At 62.3% G+C, this 21,718-nt stretch carries 21 protein-coding genes; 14 read left to right on the top strand and 7 right to left on the bottom strand.

From position 1 onward, the window contains the following. Positions 1–59 precede the first annotated feature (59 nt). Positions 60–1,265, bottom strand: coding sequence for a DUF445 domain-containing protein (locus ACX80C_RS17005; RefSeq protein ID WP_459327690.1), 1,206 nt, complete (start codon positions 1,263–1,265; stop codon positions 60–62). Positions 1,266–1,408: 143 nt separating this feature from the next. Between ACX80C_RS17005 and ACX80C_RS17000 the strand changes: the two genes are divergently transcribed. Together ACX80C_RS17000 and ACX80C_RS16995 are read left to right on the top strand one after the other, a co-directional pair. Further along, on the top strand, positions 1,409–2,281 hold the full coding sequence (locus ACX80C_RS17000) for a glycerophosphodiester phosphodiesterase family protein (protein WP_459327649.1): 873 nt from the start codon (positions 1,409–1,411) through the stop codon (positions 2,279–2,281). A 12-nt stretch (positions 2,282–2,293) separates the two neighbouring features. Further along, positions 2,294–4,081 (top strand): glycoside hydrolase family 15 protein, encoded by a 1,788-nt coding sequence (locus ACX80C_RS16995; RefSeq protein WP_459327648.1) that lies wholly within the window; start codon positions 2,294–2,296, stop codon positions 4,079–4,081. 77 nt (positions 4,082–4,158) lie between these two features. Here ACX80C_RS16995 and ACX80C_RS16990 read toward each other — a convergent pair whose 3' ends face one another. Then, positions 4,159–5,334, bottom strand: coding sequence for a zinc-dependent alcohol dehydrogenase (locus ACX80C_RS16990; RefSeq protein ID WP_459327647.1), 1,176 nt, complete (start codon positions 5,332–5,334; stop codon positions 4,159–4,161). Positions 5,335–5,444: 110 nt separating this feature from the next. Between ACX80C_RS16990 and ACX80C_RS16985 the strand changes: the two genes are divergently transcribed. From ACX80C_RS16985 to aztD, 3 genes are read left to right on the top strand one after another with little or no spacing between them, the layout of a single operon-like run. Continuing rightward, positions 5,445–6,161: an AzlC family ABC transporter permease gene (locus ACX80C_RS16985; RefSeq protein ID WP_459327646.1), complete on the top strand. Its 717-nt coding sequence runs from the start codon at positions 5,445–5,447 to the stop codon at positions 6,159–6,161. Next, entirely contained in the window at positions 6,162–6,473 is a 312-nt protein-coding gene (locus ACX80C_RS16980) for an AzlD domain-containing protein (RefSeq protein WP_459327645.1), read from the top strand. Between the two features lie 41 nt (positions 6,474–6,514). Next, on the top strand, positions 6,515–7,762 hold the full coding sequence (gene aztD, locus ACX80C_RS16975; protein ID WP_459327644.1) for a zinc metallochaperone AztD: 1,248 nt from the start codon (positions 6,515–6,517) through the stop codon (positions 7,760–7,762). Positions 7,763–7,841: 79 nt separating this feature from the next. Here aztD and ACX80C_RS16970 read toward each other — a convergent pair whose 3' ends face one another. Continuing rightward, a complete protein-coding gene (locus ACX80C_RS16970) occupies positions 7,842–8,966 on the bottom strand; it encodes an acetate/propionate family kinase (protein ID WP_459327643.1) in 1,125 nt (374 codons plus the stop codon). Beyond that, positions 8,963–11,056 (bottom strand): phosphate acetyltransferase, encoded by a 2,094-nt coding sequence (gene pta, locus ACX80C_RS16965; protein ID WP_459327642.1) that lies wholly within the window; start codon positions 11,054–11,056, stop codon positions 8,963–8,965. Before pta ends, ACX80C_RS16970 begins: the two co-directional genes overlap by 4 nt. 481 nt (positions 11,057–11,537) lie before the next feature. Here pta and ACX80C_RS16960 point away from each other — a divergent pair, with 481 nt between their 5' ends. Together ACX80C_RS16960 and ACX80C_RS16955 are read left to right on the top strand one after the other, a co-directional pair. Continuing rightward, positions 11,538–12,062 (top strand): helix-turn-helix domain-containing protein, encoded by a 525-nt coding sequence (locus ACX80C_RS16960; RefSeq protein WP_459327641.1) that lies wholly within the window; start codon positions 11,538–11,540, stop codon positions 12,060–12,062. A gap of 13 nt (positions 12,063–12,075) precedes the next feature. Next, a complete protein-coding gene (locus ACX80C_RS16955) occupies positions 12,076–12,654 on the top strand; it encodes a PIN domain-containing protein (RefSeq protein WP_459327640.1) in 579 nt (192 codons plus the stop codon). 925 nt (positions 12,655–13,579) lie between these two features. On the opposite strand, the gene ACX80C_RS16950 is transcribed toward ACX80C_RS16955, so the two are convergent. Together ACX80C_RS16950 and ACX80C_RS16945 are read right to left on the bottom strand one after the other, a co-directional pair. Next, positions 13,580–14,083, bottom strand: coding sequence for a Mov34/MPN/PAD-1 family protein (locus ACX80C_RS16950; protein WP_459327639.1), 504 nt, complete (start codon positions 14,081–14,083; stop codon positions 13,580–13,582). Continuing rightward, entirely contained in the window at positions 14,068–15,813 is a 1,746-nt protein-coding gene (locus tag ACX80C_RS16945) for a ThiF family adenylyltransferase (protein WP_459327638.1), read from the bottom strand. Before ACX80C_RS16945 ends, ACX80C_RS16950 begins: the two co-directional genes overlap by 16 nt. A gap of 565 nt (positions 15,814–16,378) precedes the next feature. Between ACX80C_RS16945 and ACX80C_RS16940 the strand changes: the two genes are divergently transcribed. Beyond that, positions 16,379–16,990 carry a Pycsar system effector family protein gene (locus ACX80C_RS16940; protein WP_459327637.1) on the top strand — a complete coding sequence of 204 codons (612 nt, stop codon included), beginning with the start codon at positions 16,379–16,381 and terminating at the stop codon, positions 16,988–16,990. A 21-nt stretch (positions 16,991–17,011) separates the two neighbouring features. On the opposite strand, the gene ACX80C_RS16935 is transcribed toward ACX80C_RS16940, so the two are convergent. Next, entirely contained in the window at positions 17,012–17,743 is a 732-nt protein-coding gene (locus ACX80C_RS16935; protein WP_459327636.1) for an adenylate/guanylate cyclase domain-containing protein, read from the bottom strand. Positions 17,744–18,118: 375 nt separating this feature from the next. Between ACX80C_RS16935 and ACX80C_RS16930 the strand changes: the two genes are divergently transcribed. The 6 genes from ACX80C_RS16930 (at position 18,119) to ACX80C_RS16905 (ending at position 21,529) form a co-directional block, all read left to right on the top strand. Next, entirely contained in the window at positions 18,119–18,571 is a 453-nt protein-coding gene (locus ACX80C_RS16930; protein WP_459327635.1) for a GNAT family N-acetyltransferase, read from the top strand. Positions 18,572–18,583: 12 nt separating this feature from the next. Next, on the top strand, positions 18,584–18,925 hold the full coding sequence (locus ACX80C_RS16925; protein WP_459327634.1) for a thiamine-binding protein: 342 nt from the start codon (positions 18,584–18,586) through the stop codon (positions 18,923–18,925). Next, entirely contained in the window at positions 18,922–19,569 is a 648-nt protein-coding gene (locus ACX80C_RS16920) for an O-methyltransferase (protein ID WP_459327633.1), read from the top strand. The genes ACX80C_RS16925 and ACX80C_RS16920 overlap by 4 nt, the downstream gene beginning before the upstream one ends. A 10-nt stretch (positions 19,570–19,579) precedes the next feature. Further along, a complete protein-coding gene (locus ACX80C_RS16915) occupies positions 19,580–20,068 on the top strand; it encodes a GNAT family N-acetyltransferase (protein ID WP_459327632.1) in 489 nt (162 codons plus the stop codon). Positions 20,069–20,159: 91 nt separating this feature from the next. Continuing rightward, positions 20,160–20,672 (top strand): GNAT family N-acetyltransferase, encoded by a 513-nt coding sequence (locus ACX80C_RS16910; protein WP_459327631.1) that lies wholly within the window; start codon positions 20,160–20,162, stop codon positions 20,670–20,672. 11 nt (positions 20,673–20,683) lie between these two features. Continuing rightward, positions 20,684–21,529, top strand: a complete 846-nt coding sequence (locus tag ACX80C_RS16905; protein WP_459327630.1) for a spermidine synthase — start codon at positions 20,684–20,686, stop codon at positions 21,527–21,529. The last annotated feature ends 189 nt before the right edge of the window (positions 21,530–21,718 follow it).

The following is a 21,718-nucleotide window of genomic DNA, read 5'->3' as shown; positions in this document are numbered from 1 at the left end:
CACCTCTGGTGGCCTCAGGCGCCGGGAAGTCGTCGGATGTGCACGAATCTTCCCAGCGATCACCCGAAGATTGCGTGCGCGACGGCGAAAATCACCAGTCCGGCCAGTGAACCGACAACGGTGCCGTTGATCCGGATGAACTGAAGGTCCTTGCCGACCTGCAGCTCGATCTTGCGTGAGGTTTCCTCGGCGTCCCACCGCTCGACTGTCTCGGCGATAATGCCGGCAATGTCGCTGCGGTACGTCCGCACCAGGTACCCGGCGCCGTCGGAAATCCAGCGGTTGATTTTACCGGCAAGCTCCTCGTCGCTGGTCAGTCGGCGACCGAAATCGCGGACGGCGGCCTTGAAGTTGCGGGTCAGTTCGCTCTCGGGATCATTGACCGCCTCCAGCAGTGCGGTCTTGACGGTGTCCCAGGTGCGTACGGCGACGTCGTGGACGCGGGGATCGTCAAGGATGCTGGTCTTGATCTCCTCGGCCTTGGCGATGACCACCGGATCGTGCTGCAGGTCCTGGGCGAGGTCCTTGAGGTACTTGTCGATGGACTTGCGCACTTCGTGGTCCGGCTCCGCCTGCACCGCGCGCACAAACTTGGCGAGTTCCACGTAGACCTTGTCTCCGACCATCCCGTCCACGAACTGGGGTACCCAGGTGGGCGAACGCTGCGAGACCAGGCGGGAGACGACGTCGTAATTTGCATCCACCCACTCGGCGGCCCGGTCCACCAGCAGGTCCACGAGGCGGTGGTGATGCCCTTCCTCGAAAATCCGTGCCGCCATGCGGCCGACGGGCGGCCCCCACGGAGGGTCCACGAGGTGTTTGCGCACCATGGATTCGATGACGGACTGGACAGCGGCGTCGTCGAGCACGGTGAAGGCGCCGCGGATCAGCGCCGCTCCCTCAACGGCCACGCGGTCCGCACCTTCCGGCTTCGCGAGCCAGGCGCCCGCGCGCTGCGCCAGGCCGAGGGAGGTCAGTTTCTGCTGCACCACAGCCTCGGAAAGGAAGTTCTCCTCCACAAACTGGCCCAGCGAGGTGCCGATCTGATCCTTCTTGCGCGGGATGATCGCGGTGTGCGGGATCTTGATACCCATCGGATGCTTGAACAGGGCCGTGACGGCGAACCAGTCCGCCAGGGCGCCCACCATGCCGCCCTCCGCTGCGGCCCGAACATACTGCAGCCACGGGTACTGGTCCTGCAGCGCGAAGGCGACCAGGAAAATAACCGCCATCGCCGCCAGAAGAGAAGTGGCGACGGTTTTCATGCGCCGCAATCCGGCCGCGCGCTCCGTATCCGTCAACGCAATTGCCACGTGTTCCTCCACATTGATGATGGATTCCCCATCTAACCAGCCGTTGCCGGGACAGTCACGTTGCTAGCGTAGGCACTGAGGCGAGGAGATTACGCATGAAGCACCTGGTTTTTGCGCATCGCGGAGCGAGCCACCGGTACGCCGAGCACACGCGCGCGGCGTTTCAACAGGCACTCGCGGAGGGCGCCGACGGCATCGAGTGCGATGTGCATCTGACCGAGGACCTGGAACTGGTTTGCATCCACGACACCACGCTGGACCGCACCTCCAGCGGAACCGGCGACGTTGCCGACCACACCCTGCAGCAGCTGCGCGAACTGGACTTCGCCTCCTGGAAGGGCGCCAACATACCGCCCGAATTCGGCGGCATTGCCGACCAATTGCTCACCCTCGAGGAGCTGCTGGACCTGATGCGTGCAGAAGACCGCGAGCTGGAACTCGCTATTGAGCTGAAGCACCCGAGCCCGTTCGGCCTGAAGCTGGAGGAACGCCTCATCGCGTTCCTCATGAGTGAGGGCTATGACCCGGAGACATCCCGCCTGGCCAATCTGCACATCTCGTTCATGAGCTTCAACCCCGATTCGGTGCGTCATCTCCTGGAACGCGTGCCGGCCGACGTCGTCTGCCAGTTGGTTGCGGACGTCCGCCCCGAGGACGTCCGCAACACGCTGGGCCCGCTCACAGCGGCTGCGGTGATGAACCTGCTGCGGCGGGCGCTGCACGAGGGTGAGCACATCATCGAGAACGGCGCGGTTGGCCTCGCCGGCCCCAGTATTGACTACGTTCGCGCCCACCCCGAGCGGGTGAAGCGCTGGCTCGAAGAGGGGCTCCGGCTGCGTGTGTGGACAGTTGATAACGACGACGACGTCGACCACCTCCACGATCTGGGCGCCCAGGAAATCACCACCAACCGGCCTGCAGACGTCCTTCGACGGTTGGAAGGGAAGCAGACTTCCGATCGGGTGTGATTGAGTTAATGCATGGCGATGCCGATTGAGGATTATGCACTGATTTCAGACCTCCACACGGGAGCCCTGGTGTCCCGCGGAGGGAGCGTTGACTGGCTCTGCTATCCGCGGTTCGATTCCCCGTCCGTGTTCGCGGCGTTGTTGGGGAACGAAAACCACGGGCGCTGGGTCGTAGCTCCCGCGCACGGGGCCGGAGTCGCTGACCTTGTGGAGTGGAAGTACATCGAGTCCACGTTCGTGCTGCAGTCGCGGTGGCGTACGGAAGCAGGCGAGGTCCTCGTCACGGATTTCATGCCGATCCACGACCGCCGGGCTTCTTTGGCGCGCCGGATCGAGGGCATCAGCGGCTCAGTGCCGATGCGCCAGGAACTTGTGGTCCGCTTCGGCTACGGGGAAGTGCTGCCGTGGGTGCGTCGGACGCATGAACACGGCGGTGCGGGCATCCTGGCGATGGCGGGACCCGACGCGCTGCTGCTCCGTGGCGACCACCTGCCGAAGGCAGCGGACCGCAAGCACGTCGGCGAATTCACCGTCGAGCCCGGCGAGAAGTTCGACCTTGAGCTGGTCTGGTACCCCTCGCACCGGCCGCAGCCCGAGCCGCTCGACTTCGATACGACCCTGAAGGACACCATCGACTACTGGCAGGACTGGGCATCGAGCTGCGAGAAACAGGGCGAGTACGACGAGATCGTCAAGCGGTCCCTCCTGGTGCTGCGAGCCCTGACGCATGAGGACACCGGCGGCATTGTCGCAGCCCCAACCACCTCCCTGCCCGAAGCCTTCGGCGGCGAACGCAACTGGGACTACCGCTTCTGCTGGCTGCGGGATGCAGCGCTCACTCTTGAGGCGATGATGACCCATGGTTATGAGGATGAGGCGCTGAATTGGCGAAACTGGCTGCTGCGCGCCGTCGCCGGGGATCCTGAAGACCTCCAGATCATGTACAGCGTTGCCGGTGAGCGCGATCTCCCGGAGAAGGTGCTCGGTCACCTGCCCGGTTACGCAGACTCGGCCCCGGTCCGCATCGGAAACGGGGCCGTCAGTCAGTACCAGGCCGACGTCGTCGGCGAAGTTATGGTCGCGCTGGAGAAACTGCGCGAGCGCGGTGTGGAGGAGGGCAAGTTCTCCTGGCCGCTGCAGCACGCCCTGCTGAGTTTCATGGAGAAGCACCTGGCGCGCAAGGACCACGGGATCTGGGAGATGCGCGGCGAACCGGCGTACTTCACGCACTCGCGCGTGATGATGTGGGCGGCCTTTGACCGGGGTGCCCGCGCTGTGCGCGAGTACGGGCTGAAGGGTGAGGTGGACCGCTGGGAGAAGCTCCGTGACGAACTGCGCGACGAGATCCTGGAGAAGGGTTTCAACCGCGAGATCAATTCCTTCACGCAGCACTACGGCGGTACGCCGGTGGATGCCTCATTGCTGCAACTGCCGCAGGTAGGTTTCGTGGCGTACAACGATCCCCTGATGCTCGGCACCGTTGCCCGCCTGGAGCAGGAACTGCTCGACGAGCACGGGCTGCTGCTGCGTTACCGGACGGAGTCGGGTCTCGACGGTCTCGCGCCGGGGGAGCACCCGTTCCTCGCGTGCTCCTTCTGGCTGGTTGAGCAGTACGCACACACCGGCCGTCTCGAAGAAGCTCGAAAGCTCATGGACCAGCTTGTGGGCTACGCCAATGGGCTCGGGTTGCTCTCGGAAGAGTACGACGCCGGCGAAGCACGGATGGCGGGTAACTTCCCGCAGGCGTTCTCACATCTCGCGCTGGTAAGGGCAGCGGACGCGATCCACGCCGCGAGCTAGTTGTACTGCATCGACTCTCCAATAGGTGACCGTTAGAGCGTCCAAACGGTCACCTATTGAAGAGTGGATGGATATGGTTACGGCTTCAGGACCACTTTGATGCAGCCGTCCTGCTTCTTCTGGAACGTCTTGTAGGCCTCGGGCGCCTCGTCCAGCGGCACCTCGTGGGTCTTGAGGTCCATGACGCCGAGCGGATCGGACGGATCCTCCACGATCGGAAGCAACTCATCAGTCCAGCGCCGGACGTTGCACTGGCCCATCCGGGTCTGGATCTGCTTGTCGAACATGTTCAGCAGCGGCATGGGGCTCGCCGTGCCGCCGTACACACCGCTGAGCGATACGGTGCCGCCTCGACGAACCGCGTCGATGCACGCATGCAGCACCGTCAGCCGGTCCACGCCTGCGGTCTCGATGGCCTTCTTCGCGATTGCGTCCGGCAGGAGCCCGACGGCGTTCTGTGCGAACGCGCCCAGCGGTGAGTTGTGCGCTTCCATCCCGACGGCGTCGACGACGGCGTCCGGCCCGCGGCCATCGGTCATCTCCCGGAGTACGTCCCCAACGTCCTTGGTGAAGTCCACGGTTTCGATCCCGTGCCGCTCGGCCATCGCGCGACGCTCCGGCACGGGTTCGACGGCGATCACCCTGTGCCCCAGGTACTTCCCGACCCTGCTTGAGAACTGCCCAACCGGGCCGAGCCCAAACACAGCCAGCGTGCCGCCGTCGGGCACTGCTGCGTACTGCACCGCCTGCCAGGCGGTGGGAAGGATGTCGGAGAGGTAGAGGTAGCGCTCATCGGGGAGCTCGTTGCCGACCTTCACCGGGCCGTAGTCGGCGTGCGGGACGCGGAGGTACTCGGCCTGACCGCCGGGGACAGAGCCGTAGAGCTCGGAGTAGCCGAAGATGCTGGCGCCCGTTCCCTGCTGGTGGACCTGCGTGGTTTCGCACTGGGACTGGAGGCCGTTGTTGCACATCCAGCAGTGACCGCAGGAAATGTTGAAGGGGATGACTACACGGTCACCGGGTTGTAGGTTGGTCACGCTGCTTCCGACCGACTCGACGATGCCCATGGGTTCGTGCCCAAGGACGTCGCCCTTGTTCATGAACGGGCCGAGGACCTCGTAGAGGTGGAGGTCGGAGCCGCAGATTGCCGTGGACGTTATGCGGACAATGGCGTCGGTGAGTTCCTGGATGCGCGGATCCGGAACGTCCTCGACGCTGACTGACCGCTTGCCCTGCCAGGTGAGTGCCTTCATGGTGTGCTCCTCCTGTATCGAGTTGGTTGCTAAGCATGCTGACTATATTCAGTATTGCCGTGATCGCGGTTGAAGTGAAGTGCCCTCGATTCTCGGCATACGCTTGGCCGGTGGAGTTTTCGAAGTCCCCGGCGGTCCGGGTTGGGTTGTCCATCGCGGTTGCCACGGGTCTCTACGGCGTGTCGTTCGGCGCGCTCTCGGTTGCCTCCGGACTGGATATCTGGCAAACCGTGGCGCTGAGCCTGCTGCTGTTCAGCGGTGGATCGCAGTTCGCGTTTATCGGCGTCGTCGGCGGTGGCGGGAGCGGCGTTGCCGCGATGTCAGCCTCCGGGCTCCTCGGGATCCGGAATGCGGTTTACGGAATGCAGATGAACGCGATGGTCCGGCCGCGCGGGTGGAAGCGCTTCGCGGCGGCGCAGGTCACGATCGATGAATCCACGGCGACGGCAACCGGCCAGAGCGAACCGCTCGAGCAACGCAGGGGTTTCTGGGTGGCCGGGCTCGGCATCTACGTGCTGTGGAATCTGTTCACCCTGGTGGGTGCGCTCGTGGGCAACGCCATCGGCGACCCGGCGCAGTGGGGGCTCGACGGCGCCGCGGTTGCCGCTTTCCTCGGCCTTCTGTGGCCGCGGCTGAAGTCGCGTGAGCCGGCGGCCATCGCCGTCGTTTGCGCAGTGGTGACGCTGCTGGCGGTGCCGTTTGTGCCCGCCGGGGTGCCGATCCTGGTAGCCGCCGCGGTGGCCGGCGTCGTCGGGTGGTTCAGTCACGGCCCGGCCCGCGAAGGCCTGGAGCCCGACGTCGATCCCTACTCATCGGAGGGCAAGTAAGTGAACCTGTGGCTGTGGATCCTGATCGCGTGCGTGGTCGCCTATGTGACGAAGCTCGCGGGCTACCTGGTACCCGTGAAGGTGATGGAGAATCCGCGGATGACGCGCGTGGCCGGCACGCTGACCATCGGGTTGCTGGCTTCGCTGACCGCTGTGAACACCTTCTCGACCGGGCAGGTGTTGGTGGTCGATGCGCGCTTGGCCGCACTGGTTGCCGCCGGAGTGGCGCTGTGGCTGCGGGCGCCGTTCCTCGTTGTCGTCCTGACAGGGGCCGCGGCGGCCGCTGTGGCGAGACTGCTTGGAGCACCTTGAAGCTAATGAGAATGATTCCCGTTTAATGCTAACGTGGCGGCATGACAATCTCTTCCCGTGCCCGGGGTGCCTCTGCCCTCATCGTTTCCAGCCTCCTGCTCACTGCCTGCGGTTCCGGCGCCGCCACCGAACCGGATCCCACGTCCACTCCCGCTTCCTCCGGCACGAAAGAAGCCACCGAAGCGACGCCGCGCCTTGTCCTGACGTACGACGGCGGCATCCTGGTTCTCGACGCCGGCTCACTTGAGCAGGTAGGTAGCGCGGAGCTCGACGGCTTCAACCGGCTCAATCCTGCCGGTGACGGAAGGCACGTCCTGGTTTCAACCGGCGATGCCTTCGAGGTCTTCGACGCGGGAACCTGGTCAGAGGGACACGGGGACCATGACCACTACTACGTTGCCGAACCGGCGCTCACGGACCTCGCGTTCGAGTCTGAGAAGCCCGGCCACGTGGTCCGCCACGACGGCCAGACGATTCTCTTCCACGACGGGTCCGGGCTGGTGGAGATCTTCGATCCAGGCGACCTCGCCGAGGGCCTGCCTGAAACAGAGAACTGGACCGCCCCGGAGGCCCATCATGGCGTGGCTGTGGAACTCTCCGACGGCACCCTCGTCACTTCAACCGGGAATCCCGACGGCGCCAACGGGATCGCCGTGCTCAACGAAGCGCGGGAAGTTGTCGCGACGGAAGAGTGCACCGGCATCCATGGTGAAGCTGTCGCGGCGGAGGAGGCCGTCGTCGTCGGCTGCCAGACCGGTGTCCTGATCTACGACGGCGGGGAAATCACCAAGGTGGACAGCCCCGATTCGTACGGGCGGATCGGCAACCAGGCCGGTTCAGAGGAGTCGCCGGTGGTGCTCGGCGACTACAAGAAGGACAAGGACGCCGAACTTGAGCGCCCCGAAATCATCGCCCTGGTCAATACCGACACCAAGTCCCTGCAGCTGGTTGACCTCGGCACAAGTTACTCGTTCCGGTCCCTGGCCCGCGGCCCCCATGGCGAGGCGGTCGTGCTTGGTACCGACGGCGCCCTGCATGTCCTCGACCCGCTGACCGGGGAGGAAACCGCCGTCGTGCCCGTGGTTGAACAGTGGGAGGAGCCGCTGGAGTGGCAGGAGCCGCTGGAGTGGCAGGAGCCGCGGCCTACCGTCTTCGTGCAGGGGCACACCGCCTACGTGACCGAGCCCGCGTCGAAGCAGATCCACGCCGTTGATCTGGAGAGCGGCGAGGTTCTCAGGAGCGCCGACCTTCCCGAGGTGCCGAACGAGCTGACGGGCGTCACCGGGTAATCACTTCCCATCCACTCCCCAATAGGTGACTCTTTGGCGGCTGAAACGGTCACCTATTGGGGAGTCGATGCAGGTGCAGTCAGAGGCCGACGACGGCGGCAGTCGCCTCCGCGATTGCCGCTTCTTCGTCGGTGGGCACCACCAGGACGGGGAATGCGGAATCCTCACTGCTGATCTCACGGGGTGAACCGCTTTTCTTCTGGTTCTCGGCGTCGTCGATGAACACGCCGAGGGCACCCAGTCGCTTCACGACGCGCTCGCGGAACCGCCAGGAGTTCTCGCCGATGCCGGCGGTGAAGACGAGTCCCTGCGCCCCGCCGACCGCAACGTGATACCCGCCGATGTACTTCGCGAGGCGGTAGGAGGCGATCTCCAGTGCGGTCTCTCCGGTAGCATCGCCGGCTTCCTCGACCGAGCGCATATCGTTGTGGCCGGTGAGCCCCAACAGACCGGACTCACGGTTGAGCAGCTGGTCGAGTTCCTGTTCCGAGTAGCCCTCGCGGAGCAGGAACAGAAGGATCGACGGGTCAATGTCGCCGGAACGCGTACCCATCACGAGTCCTTCGAGCGGCGTGAAACCCATCGACGTGTCGATGCTACGGCCGTTCTGGACTGCCGTTACCGAGGCTCCGTTTCCCAGGTGTGCAATGACTCCGGTGAACTGTGCCGCCTCCATGCCGAGCAGCGCGGCTGTGCGTTGAGTCACGTACTCGAAGGACGTGCCGTGGAACCCGTACCGGCGGATGCCGTACTTTTTGTACAGGTCATCCGGTATCGCGTAGCGCCAGGCGTGCTGCGGCAACGACCGGTGAAACGCGGTATCGAAGACCGCAACCTGCGGCATTTCCGGCCACTTCTCAGCGATTGCACGGATGCCCTGCACGTTCGCGGGATTGTGGAGTGGCGCAAGGGGATTGAGGCGTTCTATGGCCCGGATGATTTCGTTGTTGATCAGCACCGGTTCGCTGAACCGCTCGCCGCCATGCACCACCCGATGGCCAACGGCGTCGATGGTCTTGCCGTCGAGAGCCCAATCGACGCTCTTGGCTGCCCGCTCAAACGCTTCCTGGTGGTCCGCCGGCCCGCCGTGAGAGGTGTCACCGATACGCTCGACGATGCCCTCGGCAAGGCGCTTGCCGGACGACGTATCCCGCAACTGGTACTTCAGCGAGGATGAGCCGGAGTTGATGACGAGGACGATCATGATGTCTCCTGCGTTGTAGGTTGCTGTGCCTGGACGGCGGTGATGGCCACGGTATTGACGATGTCCTCGACGGTGCAGCCGCGCGACAGGTCATTGACTGGCTTGCGGAGCCCTTGCAGCACCGGGCCGACGGCGACCGCACCTGCCGACTGCTGGACCGCCTTGTACGTGTTATTACCAGTATTCAGATCCGGGAATATAAAGACCGTTGCCTGACCGGCGACGGACGAACCGGGAAGCTTCGATGCCGCGATCGAGGCGTCGACGGCGGCGTCGTACTGAATGGGTCCCTCCACCGGCAGGTTCGGGCGCTGGGACCGGACGAGTTCCGTAGCCCGCCGCACCTCGTCAACCGCCCCACCATAGCCGGACTCACCCGTCGAGTAGGACAGCATGGCAACCCTGGGTTCAACGCCGAACTGAGCAGCCGTTTCGGCCGAAGCAATCGCGATGTCAGCGAGCTGTTCATCGGTAGGATCCGGATTGACGGCACAGTTCCCGTACACCAGCACCCGGTCGCGCAGCAGCATGAGGAAGACGGAAGACACAATCTTCACGCCCTCCTTTGTCTTCACGAACTCAAGTGCCGGACGGATGGTGTTCGCCGTGGTGTGCGCCGCGCCTGAAACCATGCCGTCGACGTATCCCAGCTGCACCATCATGGTGCCGAAGTATGCTCCTTCGAGCATGCGTTCGCGGGCGTCGTCGAGGGACACCTTCTTGTGTGCCCGGAGCCGCGCATATTCAGCAGCGAACTCTTCACGCAGGTCCGAGGTAGCCGGGTCCACGAGGGTCAACCCGGTCAGGTCGATTCCCTGCCCAGCAGCCAGTTCCCGCACCTGCGACTCGGGCCCCAAGATGGTCAGGTCGCACACATCCCGGCGGCGAAGAATCTCTGCCGCCCTCAGGATCCGCACATCCAGACCCTCTGGTAGCACGATGTGTTTGCGATCGGCACGCGCCCTCTCGATGAGCTCATGCAGGAACCGCAGCGGCGTCATCTTCACCGGACGCGGCAGCTCGAGCCGTTCCAGAAGCTCGGAGGCGTCCACCTGTCGGGACCACACGCCGAGTGCTGCGGCGGCCTTCCGCCGAAGACCCGTCGCGATCTCTCCGCGCACTTCGCTGACGTGCTTGGCTGCGGTGTAGGTGTCGTCGTCGACCGCGAAGACCGGGAAGGTCGCATGGGCCAACAGCGCGAGGATATTTGGGTCAGGGGTCAGTCCTCCGGTGAGGATCATGCCGGACGGCACGGGGAACTCCGGCGAGAACGACGACGCCACGGTCGCCACCAGTACGTCCGCCCGGTCGCCGGGAACGATAACCAGCGCGCCGTCGGTCAAGAGCTCAAGGAAATGACCGACGTTCATCGCGGCAACACGGACCGAACTTACGTCCCGCTCAAGCGTGGCACCGCCTGCAATATGCCTGGCGTCCAGAGCGCCGGCAACCTCCGCAATAGTCGGCTGCGAGATCTCGCTGAGCTCGGGAATGACGTAGACCGGTCTGCCAGACCGCCCCGGCCGCACCTGGTCGCGGATGGCGGCAACGGCGTCGTCGTCGGCCCGGTTCACCATCATCGCAAGCAGCGAGACCTCAGCGGCGTCGAGCTCCCGGCGTGCGACGTCGACGGCGTCAGCCGCCTCCGCGGCAGTCATGTCCTTCGCGCTGACGACAGCGAGCACAAGCGCACCGAGATTGTTGGCGAGGCGCGCGTTGAGGTCGAATTCGACGGCGGCGTCCTGGCCGGTGAGGTCCGTTCCCTCGAAGATGATCACGTCGCAGGACTGCGCCATCTCGCTGTAGGCGGCTACGCACCGAGCGTCGATCTCCTCGCGCTCACCGGCCACGAGGAGTGCCCTGGCCTCGGCGCGGGTCATCCCGCTGCGGGCGGTGTTTTCATCGAGGCCGAAGGTGCGGCGCATGAGAAGGACCATGGGGTCCTCGTCAGAGTCTTCCGCCTCCGAGATCGGACGGAAGAAGCCGATCCGGTCCGCATGACTGGAAAGCATGCTCGCCAGCCCGAGGGAAATGAGTGACTTGCCGGACCCGGGGGCCATGGCGCTGACGTAGATTCCTCGGGTGGTCATGGGCCAATCGAAGCACAGTCACCGGTGCGTAGTCACTGTTAGTTAGTCCACACCGGCCTTTGGACGGCGCGCTGAGGGTGAGCGCCATGATGCGACGATCAAGGCGTTGGGCGACGGATGAAGTTCAGAGATATTGGTTCACAGAGGGTTCGGATGTCGCTGCAGCAGGAGCGCGGGCCAACCGGGTCAGCACCTCTCGGTGCCATTTTGACCGAATGCTCGTCGAAATCGACCTATGCAGGCCGTTGGCTGGACCGACGTAAGGGCCGTTATCGGCACTCCGCATCAGGGGACCTAACAAGTGCATGGAAGAACCATCTCGTTTGGATTTACTCCTGCACCCTGGCGGGCCGATCATGAGCACCTAACGGTGTCGTCTAGTTAGGAAGAGCGTGTCGACAGTGACGTCTAGCGAGGTTACGATAAGAAGGAAAACGAAAAAAACGAAAACTAAGAAACAGGAACCAGAGAGTCTGTTGCTATGAGCACGAGTCCCGCCGTTAAGGAAACCTTCTTCGCCCCTGAAGCACCAGGGACCGGGAAAATCTATGACTTCATCGAAGCTCATACCGAGCGAACTGGTGCGGCGCCGCGATCGCAGTTCTTCCTCTCGGGCTCCGCGCCCGGTGATCAAGTAGAGATACCTTCTGAGATTTACGACGTGCTGGTCAAGGCTGTCGAGGCTATGCGCAAAGGGCTAGCTGTCACCCTTACACCGAGTTCAATGACGCTCACCACTCAGCAGGCTGCGGAACTCCTTGGGATAACGCGTCCCACGTTTGTGAAGCTTCTTGATGCTGGCGAGATCCCGTTCGAAAAGCCCGCCACGCACAGGCGGGTGAGGCTTGAGGACGTCCTCTCTTTTAAGGAGAGGCGCAAAGCAGAGCAGTACGCGGTGCTAGCTTCGCTGGGCGAGGTCGACGATGAAGATCCAGTGGTCTCCGTCGAAGAGCTGAAGAAAGCCCGGGCGGAAGCAGGGCGAAGGCGCAGGGCGCGACAGAAGTGAAACTATAAGGAGCATGTTCACTGCCCTCCTCGATAGCTGCGTCCTCTGGCCGAGCACGCAACGAGATTTCTTGCTCTCGCTCGCGTTTGAAGGCGCATATCGCTTTATCTTCAGCGAGGCCATTATCGAGGAGGTTGAGGTGAATGAGGAGCGAAAGCGCATCAAGCGAGGTGACTCCGAAGAGGATGCGGTGAGGAAGGCGCTTCACCTCAGCGATCAGCTTCGGCGCAACTTTCCAGATGCGATCGTTCAGAACTGGGAGGGGTTGGATGGGTCCTACGGGCTGCCCGACCCCGACGATGAACATGTGTTGGCTGCCGCAGTAGTAGGCGGAGCTGGAAGTATCGTCACCGAAAACTTCCGTCACTTTCCGGAAGATAAGATACCCAGCGGCATTCAAATCGTCAGCGCGAAAGACTTCGCCTACGAGACGGTCTCGCTGCGTCCAGACCTAGGCTTGCTGGCAGTCCAAGGCATGGCCACCAGGACCGGCCACCACTACGAAAAGCAATCGTCTACCGACATTCTGGAAACGCTCGAGAGACTCTACGGCCTGGATGCTGCAACTGCGCTCATCCGAGAACTCATTTGATCATCCAACTGGCGGCGCACACTCCGGGCACCCAGGTTATTGCCCCTGCGGCGCCCAGGGCGTATGAGTGTTTCGAATTGTGTGTTGCTGGGCGATGCTGAACGAGGGGAGGGCGTTGATGGCACCGGTTGCGCGCATTATCAAGACACTGACGAGTGACCGCACGTGGAGTTTTTTGTATGTGGTACCGGTGGTCGTGGCCGGCGTCCTACTGATTGCTGTGCTGAGTAGCCCTGATAGTGACTCGCAGTCGTTGGCTGCCATTGCACTTGGCTGCGCTGTTGCATCACTTATGACGTGCTGGCTCTGGGCCGCTCGTCTCTCGCGTATCGCGCCCAGCGATGAGTTGTATGTGAAGGGCACAACATCAGCTCGCATGATGCTCGCCTTCTGGGGGCTACTCGCACTCAGTTCCGTACTCGGACAGGTCTTTGGGTTTGACCCCACTTGCGTGATGCCGCTCCTCGAAGGCCCACTGACTGGATTCATAGGCATCGGTTCTGTCCTCCTAACCATCGGTCCCGCGTACAAGGAATACAAAGAAGCTTGCGCCGCTAGTACCGCCGAAAAAGCCGAGTCAGGTACCCAGATACCGGGCAAAGCTGGTAGCTCGTGCTGTCCATCACGGTTATATCTCCCAGTGTTAGTAGGAACCGCAGGTCTCCTACTTCTTCGATTTGCAGGCCACCGCAACAGATAGCATCAGCCAGTCTCCTAGAAAGGGTTGAGCCGAGGCTCGGTTATTCCGTGCACGGAAGCTCCGGTCATGGGTGGGGTCCTGGGCTGGGTTGGTGCCTGTGGAATCAGTCCAACAGGGCCTATTCCGGGATGTACTGCTTCCGGGAAGGAGACATCTTTCCTTCTTCGTTCCGAAAGTAGAACGCGACCTTACTTCCGATATGACTGACACACTCTTCTTTGGGTACTAAAAACCCTCAAGTTCCTCGTCGACACGAAGCGGTAAGCGAGTGACACGGAGCGTTCTCAGGAAACGGTCTCTGACGACTGAATGGCTTGCCGCTACCCACTGATCAGGGCGAGGCTGACCAAGTATCACCATGACAGGTTGAGGGCAACGCGCCGGGGGATGCCGGGCTATCGTGCGGAGGGTCTGGCGATCACGTGCACTGGGATTCGGGGTTGCGCCGGGGTGGGTGTGCCAATCGCCCAGGTACGACAACCGTCGGCCGGATTCGGCATAGAGCTGGGCTATCTGCGCCGCTTGCCATTCAGCATCCGGATCGAAGGAGGCTTTGTCATGACGAGCAGCCGGGCCGGGGCCGACCATGTTTGTGACACAGATATGCCTAGGGGAACGCCACCCAAGGAGCACTCCGCCTGTCTCCATCGGCGCCAACTCCGCTGCCTCGTGCAGGAGTCTTGCAAGGATGCCATTTCCCAGCCAGAGCGTGCTCAATCGTGCTCGCACTGTGGATGCTTAGTCAGGGATATGACGTCCCAGTGAGGCAGATCGGCTCCGCTGGGGTGCGCCAAGGACAGAATCGCTGCGTCATGCGTGGGTTTGCCGGACAGTACCGCCGTAGCAGTGCGGACGGCATGGACCGACACCTCGTTGAGATCGTATCCAGGGCCGAGGAATGTGGGTTCCGCGCAACCAATCGGTTGGGTCAGGGGTGCGGGACTGGCCGGAGGCAGAAGACCAGTGTTTTCCTCGGATCGCGCCCATTCAAAGCATGAAAAGCACCACGGCGCGGTAGCCGGCACCCGAATAACTGCTCCTCCACGTGCTCCGTTCGTTGCCCAGGCGCCGACCCACGGCTTTCCTGCCTGTCTGGCAAGGAAAGCGGATAAACGTTGAACTCCAACTTCCGCCGTCGCGTCGATGATCAGGTCAGCCTGGTCATACTCCTGCGACACAATCGTGCGTTGCTCTGCACCTGCTGTTGTGCTGCCCATCGAGAAAGTGAGAGGACGGACCTCGAGGTATGGGTTGGCCTGAGTTGCAAGAGCAGCAGTAGCGCTGCTTTTGGCCGTGCCGATGAAGGACAGATTGTTCGCGTGGCGGACGAGGTTCCCTGGTTCAAGCACATCAGGGTCGATGATCGTCAGCTTCTGAATTCCTGCACGGGACAGCTGATCGGCGATGACGCTGCCCACCGCACCCGCGCCGATTAACAGCACACGCTTCGACTCCAAGGAGGATGCTGGGTCCAACCGTGCTCGCATGTCAGCGAGACCGACCCGTCCTGCTCGAATCAGATGGTAGGTCGAAGGCCCACGCCAAGGTACGCGCCGTTTCGGGTTGCCGGACTTGGATGCTTTCCTGTCGGGCTGTACCCACTTCCCAAACTGATGGATCAGGAATACCCACCCTGTCCCTGTGGTGGTTTGAGAGTGTTCTTCCGGGAAGGAGATCAACCGCAGCTCAAAGTCGGTTTCGTTGCAGGTCAACGAAGGTGGGGGAGGCCCGGTGACGGCTCCGACTGCCTCCCACATGTCGGCTGCGCTTGATGCCTTGACCGCCGCGGGCAGGTGCACCCACTGGGCCTTCCATTCCGGGCTGTTCGCGTAGTGCCGAGAAATAGCGCCCGGTATTTCCAGCAGTGTTTGTTTGTCCGGGGCTGCGATGGAGTCAACGACGAAAAGGCTGCTCATGTCCGGGCGCAGAGGCATGGGCCCGGTAATCCGCAGCGTGGCAACCCCACTCGGTGTCACTGTAGGGGGTTGCCAGGCACTGTCGATCAGCACCATCGCATTTTCCATGTAGGTGTAGTAGTCCGAGAACGGCTCACCCTGATCTTCCTCGTCACCGCCGCGTTCCTCGGCAACGCCCAGTGCAAGCGCCTTGTGCAGTTGCTCCCGGATCAACCACGCGAGATCGTTCCAAGTGTCCCAGGCAGCGGATGAGCGACCGATCAGGCACAGATTTTTCCCGAATGGGTGCTGGTGGTGCGCCATATCAAGATCAGGGGCTGTCACCTCCGGGCGCAGGAACGGGTAAAACTCAGGAAACGTAACGACCAGCTGGACATCACCCTGACCCGTGAAGGCGTCGGGTACAGCGACAGTCCATTTGATAATTCCGTCCGACTTCGCGGCGGAATCTTCGGAAACAGTGACACCGAGAGGCTGCAGCGCGGAACGTTCATGCTCCAGCCTCCCGGGGTGCTGCTCCCACCATGGCAGGAAATCGATCACCGAAACTAACCCACGGGCCTATTTCCAGGCGGATTCGGTGGGTTCGGTGGGCCCGGTGGGACATCCGGCTTTTCCGGCTTATCGGGATGTTCCGGATGCGGCGGGTGAACCGGATGATCTGGCTTGTTCGGATTCTTTGGCTTGTCTTCGGGCTTGGCCATACGGACACGTCCTTTCTCTCTCGTCGGGAGACCTCCTCCCAAGAAGAGAGTGCCACGTCGTACCGACAATCCGGCCGCACGCCACCTGCGAGAACGCTTGGAGGTTTCTCGCCCTTTCAGCAGAGAGCCGACGTCAGGAGGAATATGGCAGTGTCACAAACGACCCCTTGCCACTGCCTGAGCGGTCGCCCTGGAAGGGGTCGGGCCCAGGGTGTCGAACCCGAGCGCGAATCTCAGGTGCTCGTTTGTGCTCTGCTATTGGGTTCTGACCCTAGGTAGAAACCCAGCGAGGCCGCACCTGATGCCGGCCGGAGTGTCACCAGTGCGAGGCGAACAGTGTTTACTTTCACACGGGGACGTAAGTATGTCGAACTGGCCGTTCCTCATATGGTCGGGTGTACAGGATGAAAGATGGAGACCACGTGTGGAGACGCAGAGCAATGCCGGAACCAACACAGCCTGAACATGCATGGAAGGTGCTGTCCACGACGAATGAGTGGATCAGGCACGCTGATGCAAAGACAGGGGTGGCGTTGGCTTTCGTGGGTGTCACTGGGACACTACTCTTCAACGTGGCGAGGACGAACCAAGGGGAGTGGTCTCTGGTGCTCAACATCGTGGTTCTCGCAGGCATCGCAGCCTTAGTCGTAGCAGTCGGATTCGCAGCTGGTGCGTTATTTCCGCGTACTAGGACACGGAAAGAGCGGAAAAAGCTATGGAGGTCGAGGGCGACATCCTCCAATTTGAAGGTCGAAGCGTCGTCTGACCAGGTGAACTTACTGTTCTTTGGTCACGTAGCCACCCATTACAAGGACGACGGACCCACCTATCAGCAAGTACTGTCTCTCCTTACGAAGGATCAAGATCGCTTGACCGAGCAAATTGCTGCCCAAGTTCACGAGAACTCGCACGTCGCAGTGATCAAGTTCAAGCGTGTGAACCGGGCAATCATCCTCGAGTTGATAGCAGTCGGGTGCCTCATCGCGACGGTTGTGTTGTCGATGCTAGGTATGTAGCCCGTGGCACGTCGACGGCGCCTACTCGTACTGCTCGGAGATCCAATCGTTCATGCTCGTAATAATGACGTTTCCGGAGCGGTAGCTGCCCAATTCAGATGTGTAACCAGAGGTTACCCACTTAGCGTTGTCGTCATTGAGGTTTTGAGCGAACACCTCTCCTAACCAAATTGGGTGGTTCCAGCCGCGTCCCGCAGTGTGCGCGAGATGGGCGGCGCGGTTAACGACGTCTCCCATGTAGACCACTTCATTGATGCCGCTTCCTTTATGGCCAGCCTTGATCATCAGCGCCCGGCCGTAGTCTGCTCCGATCCCAAAATTCATCTGCTCGTAGCCCTTCCTCGAAAGCTCGTAGTTCAGCAATTTTTTGAGGGTGTTGGCGAAGCAAGCAATGGTGAAAACCGCATCGATATCTGGTTTCTGAGGAGTGTTGTAGACGGCCCATACGCAGTCACCGACGATGTTTACTTCTCGTACAAGAGGTGATGAGTTGAGTACAGCGACCATTTCTGAGATGAACGAACGGTACAGCTTCGCGAGGACTGGGCGGGAATGCCTATCGGTGAGTCCCGAGGAATCTCTAATGTCCACGAAGATTGCCGAGCAGTAGCTGTAAAATCCGTTGGTGAAGGTGAGTCGGTCCCGGTCGGGCAGTGAGTTCGATTCCTCAAAGGATCCTGACGGCTGATCTAGAATCTCCCGAATCCGGGTGGCGCTTGAGACGTAGTTGTAAGAAGAATAATTTCCGTCCATAACATGACCTTTCCACGGTTGACGAGAATTCGCATCAGTTATGTGACTGGCGACCGTACTGCAGGGCCTCCTATCTCTAGCTTTGGCCGGTGTGTCAACAGATGTGTTGCGCCGAGTACACCCTTTCGCAACACGTCAGACGAACCTGATATCGCGTTGCGTTTGGGTCCCTCTCCAGCCTCTGCAACAGATGTGTGCAGGGCTCTAGACATCGCGCACCAGATCCAGCCAGGCCAGTTGACAGGTGCCGGCAAGATGAGCGCTCGGCGGTTACGGCACTCTAAACGGTCATCGCTTGCTTCGCCCATCGACTGGTTGGTTGGCTCGATCGTCGGTCGCAGTTGAACCCAAATCTCCGAGTGCGAGAATGGCGGCGTGAGCATCAAACTCCCCGCCGGCTTCCAGATCTCCGCAGACACCGACCGCATCGACCGCGAGCAAGTCCACGCCTGGCTCTCCCAGGAGGCGTACTGGGCGCTGGGCAGGCCGCGTGAAACACAGGACGCCGCGATCGATGGTTCCCGCAACTACGGCGTCTATAACGACGACGGCGCGCAGGTCGCCTACGCCCGCGTGGTGACCGACGGCGTGACCTTCGCCTGGCTGTGCGACGTCTTCGTGGATGCCAGCGCGCGGGGCCAGGGTGTCGGCGTCGCGCTAGTCGAGGCAATCTGCGCGGACCTGACGCAACCGACCATGAAGCGCATCATGCTTCGGACCGGAGACGCCCACGAGCTGTACCGGAAATTCGGGTTCGAGCAGATCACCGATCCTGAACGCTGGATGAGTCTCGAACTGCAAACGGGTGACCGCACGGAGCAAACCTGAGAGACTACCTCCATGCTTGTAGCCTTCTCAGTCGCACCGTCAGGCCGTTTCGGCGAAAATGAAGAACACACCGACGGGTCCGTCCACGCTGCCGTCGCGGAAGCCGTGAAGATCGTACGCGCTTCCGGTTTGCCCAATTCAACGAGCTCCATGTTCACCGAGATCGAGGGTGAATGGGATGAGGTGATGGACGTCGTCAAGCGTGCCACCGAGGCCGTCGCCAAGTACGGGAGCCGCGTCTCGCTTGTGCTGAAGGCCGACATCCGTCCCGGACACACCGGCGAGTTGACCGGCAAAGTGGAACGGCTTGAACGCGCCATCGACGAGATGAACGAGTACCAGGGCCACTCGTGAGCCGCTGGGCCGAGGTGGACGGCTACCTCAACGAGACCGTCATCAAGCCCGACGCCGCCCTTCTGGCAGCCGTCGAGAACACCCGCAACGCTGGCATGCCGGCGATCGAGGTCACGTCAGGCCAGGGTAAGTTCCTCATGCTGCTCGCCCGCATCCACCAGGCGAAGCGCGTACTGGAGATCGGCACGCTCGGCGGTTTCAGCACCATCTGGCTCGCCCGAGGCATTCCCGACGACGGCGCGATCGACACGTGCGAATACGAGCCGGCCCACGCCGAGGTTGCCCGGCGCAATTTGGAGGCAGCCGGCGTCGGGCACAAAGTCACCGTGCACGTGGGAGCCGCCCTCGAGACCCTGCCGACGCTCACCGGCCCGTACGACCTGTTCTTCATCGACGCCGATAAGGCGAACAACCCGAACTACCTTGAGTGGGCGGTGAAACTCGCACGTCCGGGATCGGTGATCGTGCTCGATAACGTGGTGCGCGGCGGCGGCGTCCTCGATGAGTACAGCGACGATGACGACATCCGCGGCACCCGCAAAGCGCTCGAACTGCTCGGCAGCCACCCGCGCCTGGAGGCCACCGCCGTACAAACCGTAGGAACCAAGGACTGGGATGGGTTTGCAATCGCCATCGTCAACTAGAACGCAGTTTGTGATCCGCAAGGCAACGGTCGACGACGCCGAAGCTTACGTGCGCACCCACGTCGCCGCCCTCCACGAGACGTACGCCCACATCATGCCGCAGGAGTTTCACGATCACTACGACGCCGAGCTGCCCGTCATGATCCGCAACCGCCGCGCTTCCCTGGCCGACGACGACGGCGTCACCAGCTGGGTGGCATTCGGCGCCTCTGGTGAGCCCGTCGGCATCGCGAAGTCCGGCCCCGGTCGCGATGCCGACCGGCCCGACTTCGAGCTGCACCACATCTATACCCTCGCATCGACGCACGGCTCAGGGCTGGGGCAACGGCTGCTGGACACTGCCATCGGCTCCTCACCTGCGTACTTGTGGATCCTGAACGACAATCCGCGGGCGGAACAGTTCTACCGTCGGAACGGTTTCGAACCAGACGGCACCACCGCCTTGTGCGGGCCGGTCTGGCACTCGAAGCCGATGTTCCGCATGCACCGGCTTCAATAGGGACGATTCGTGCAGGTCCGGTGAGCTGGAGCGCCGTCTTCGTCGCCAGAGCTGCACGAATGTTCCCCACCCGGGGGATAGCATGAACGCCATGGTGACCATCCGACCGCTCCGCATCCACGAGATCGAAGCCGCCCTGCGCATGAAGAACCAGGGCTGGCGGCAGGCCTACCGCGGCAAGCTCAGCGAGGAGATTCTCGCCGGCCTTGACGACAGCATCGAAGCGCAGGCTGAAGCCTGGCGGATGGGCTTCGACGCGACCGGCGTCGTGCCGTTCGTGGCAGTCGACGACGACGGCACAATAGTCGGTATCGCCGGCGGCGGTGCCACCCGGGGCGACAACCCGCCCACCGACGTCGAACTGTTCATGATCTACGTGCTCGAAGAGCACTACGGAACGGGGCTTGGACAGGCGCTCGCCGATGCGGTGATCGGCAACGCCGCCGCGTGCGTGTGGGTGCTGGACGGGAACGAACGCGCTATCGCGTTCTACCGGAAGCTGGGCTTCGAGCCAGACGGCGCGATGGAGCAGCTATCCGAACGGTGGAACGGGTTGAACGAAATCCGGATGGTCCGGCCCGCCATGTCGGCGCCGGGTCATTGATCGAATAATCAGTGGGACGTCAAAGGGAACGAAAGCCCTCGGGGGAGTCGGAAGGCGGTCCGGCACCGGGTATCCACACCATCGATACGGGCACCTGCGAACTGGTGCCCGACCGCTTCAACCCCAACGGCTGGGTGCTGCACGTCAACGGCGTGCCGAGCTCCCATATTGACCTCACCGATCCCGCCCGGCTCGACTTCGAGTACATGCGGTGGATCAGTTCGCTCACAACCTCCCAGTGGCCGGTCACCCAGCGTTTGCGTGTGCTCCACCTGGGCGGGGGCGCATGTTCGCTGGCCCGAAGCTTCGCCACCACCTTTCCCGACGCACGGCAGGTGGTGGTGGAACTCGACGGCAAGCTGGCCACCCTGGTGCGGGAATGGTTCGACTTACCACGCGCCCCGCTCCTGCGTATTCGCGTGGGAGAGGCCCGCGCTGTGACGGAATCGCTCAGCGACAACAGCAGGGACCTGGTCATCCGCGACGTCTTCGCAGGCAGTCGCACGCCGCGGCCGCTCACGACTTTCGAGTTCGTTGAGCACGCCAAGCGGGTGCTGGATGCTGCGGGCGTTTATGTGGTCAACTGCGGTGACTCACCGGATCTCGCGATGGCCCGGCGGGAGGCAGCCACCATAGCCACGGCCTTCACGAACACCGTGATAATCGCAGATCCCGCCATGCTTAAAGGAAGGCGCTACGGCAACGTGATTATTGCCGGCAGCGACGCCCCGCTCGGCGAGGAACCCGGGTTGGCCCGCGAACTGCTCGGCGGCGGAGTGCCCGCACATCTGTGGCACGGAGAGCAGATCACGCGCTTCATCAGTGGTGCGCCGGTGCTGCACGATCAGCCCACCTGAGGTCCGGCCGCGGATCGCGGCCTACGTAGAAGCACTATGTGTCTTCCGGAGATTCGCCTGCGGTGCTCTCTTTGCATGGGCGGATTCTGGGGGTCGTTGCAACACCCGGTGGTTAGCTGGTTATGAGTAGATCACGTAATTGCTCGGCTGGGGTGTTCCAGTTGAGTGTTTTGCGTGGTCTGGCGTTGA

Source organism: Arthrobacter tecti (genome assembly GCF_054511355.1).
Note: the sequence above shows the minus strand (reverse complement) of the source record. Positions and strands in the feature narration are given on the sequence as shown.

Excerpts from the sequence above, each read along its gene's own strand:
- ACX80C_RS17005 (WP_459327690.1), bottom strand. The coding sequence starts at position 1,265 with ATGAAAACCGTCGCCACTTCTCTTCTGGCGGCGATGGCGGTTATTTTC.
- ACX80C_RS17000 (WP_459327649.1), top strand. The coding sequence starts at position 1,409 with ATGAAGCACCTGGTTTTTGCGCATCGCGGAGCGAGCCACCGGTACGCC.
- ACX80C_RS16995 (WP_459327648.1), top strand. The coding sequence starts at position 2,294 with ATGGCGATGCCGATTGAGGATTATGCACTGATTTCAGACCTCCACACG.
- ACX80C_RS16990 (WP_459327647.1), bottom strand. The coding sequence starts at position 5,334 with ATGAAGGCACTCACCTGGCAGGGCAAGCGGTCAGTCAGCGTCGAGGAC.
- aztD (WP_459327644.1), top strand. The coding sequence starts at position 6,515 with ATGACAATCTCTTCCCGTGCCCGGGGTGCCTCTGCCCTCATCGTTTCC.
- ACX80C_RS16970 (WP_459327643.1), bottom strand. The coding sequence starts at position 8,966 with ATGATCGTCCTCGTCATCAACTCCGGCTCATCCTCGCTGAAGTACCAG.
- pta (WP_459327642.1), bottom strand. The coding sequence starts at position 11,056 with ATGACCACCCGAGGAATCTACGTCAGCGCCATGGCCCCCGGGTCCGGC.
- ACX80C_RS16960 (WP_459327641.1), top strand. The coding sequence starts at position 11,538 with ATGAGCACGAGTCCCGCCGTTAAGGAAACCTTCTTCGCCCCTGAAGCA.
- ACX80C_RS16955 (WP_459327640.1), top strand. The coding sequence starts at position 12,076 with ATGTTCACTGCCCTCCTCGATAGCTGCGTCCTCTGGCCGAGCACGCAA.
- ACX80C_RS16940 (WP_459327637.1), top strand. The coding sequence starts at position 16,379 with ATGAAAGATGGAGACCACGTGTGGAGACGCAGAGCAATGCCGGAACCA.
- ACX80C_RS16935 (WP_459327636.1), bottom strand. The coding sequence starts at position 17,743 with ATGGACGGAAATTATTCTTCTTACAACTACGTCTCAAGCGCCACCCGG.
- ACX80C_RS16925 (WP_459327634.1), top strand. The coding sequence starts at position 18,584 with ATGCTTGTAGCCTTCTCAGTCGCACCGTCAGGCCGTTTCGGCGAAAAT.
- ACX80C_RS16910 (WP_459327631.1), top strand. The coding sequence starts at position 20,160 with ATGGTGACCATCCGACCGCTCCGCATCCACGAGATCGAAGCCGCCCTG.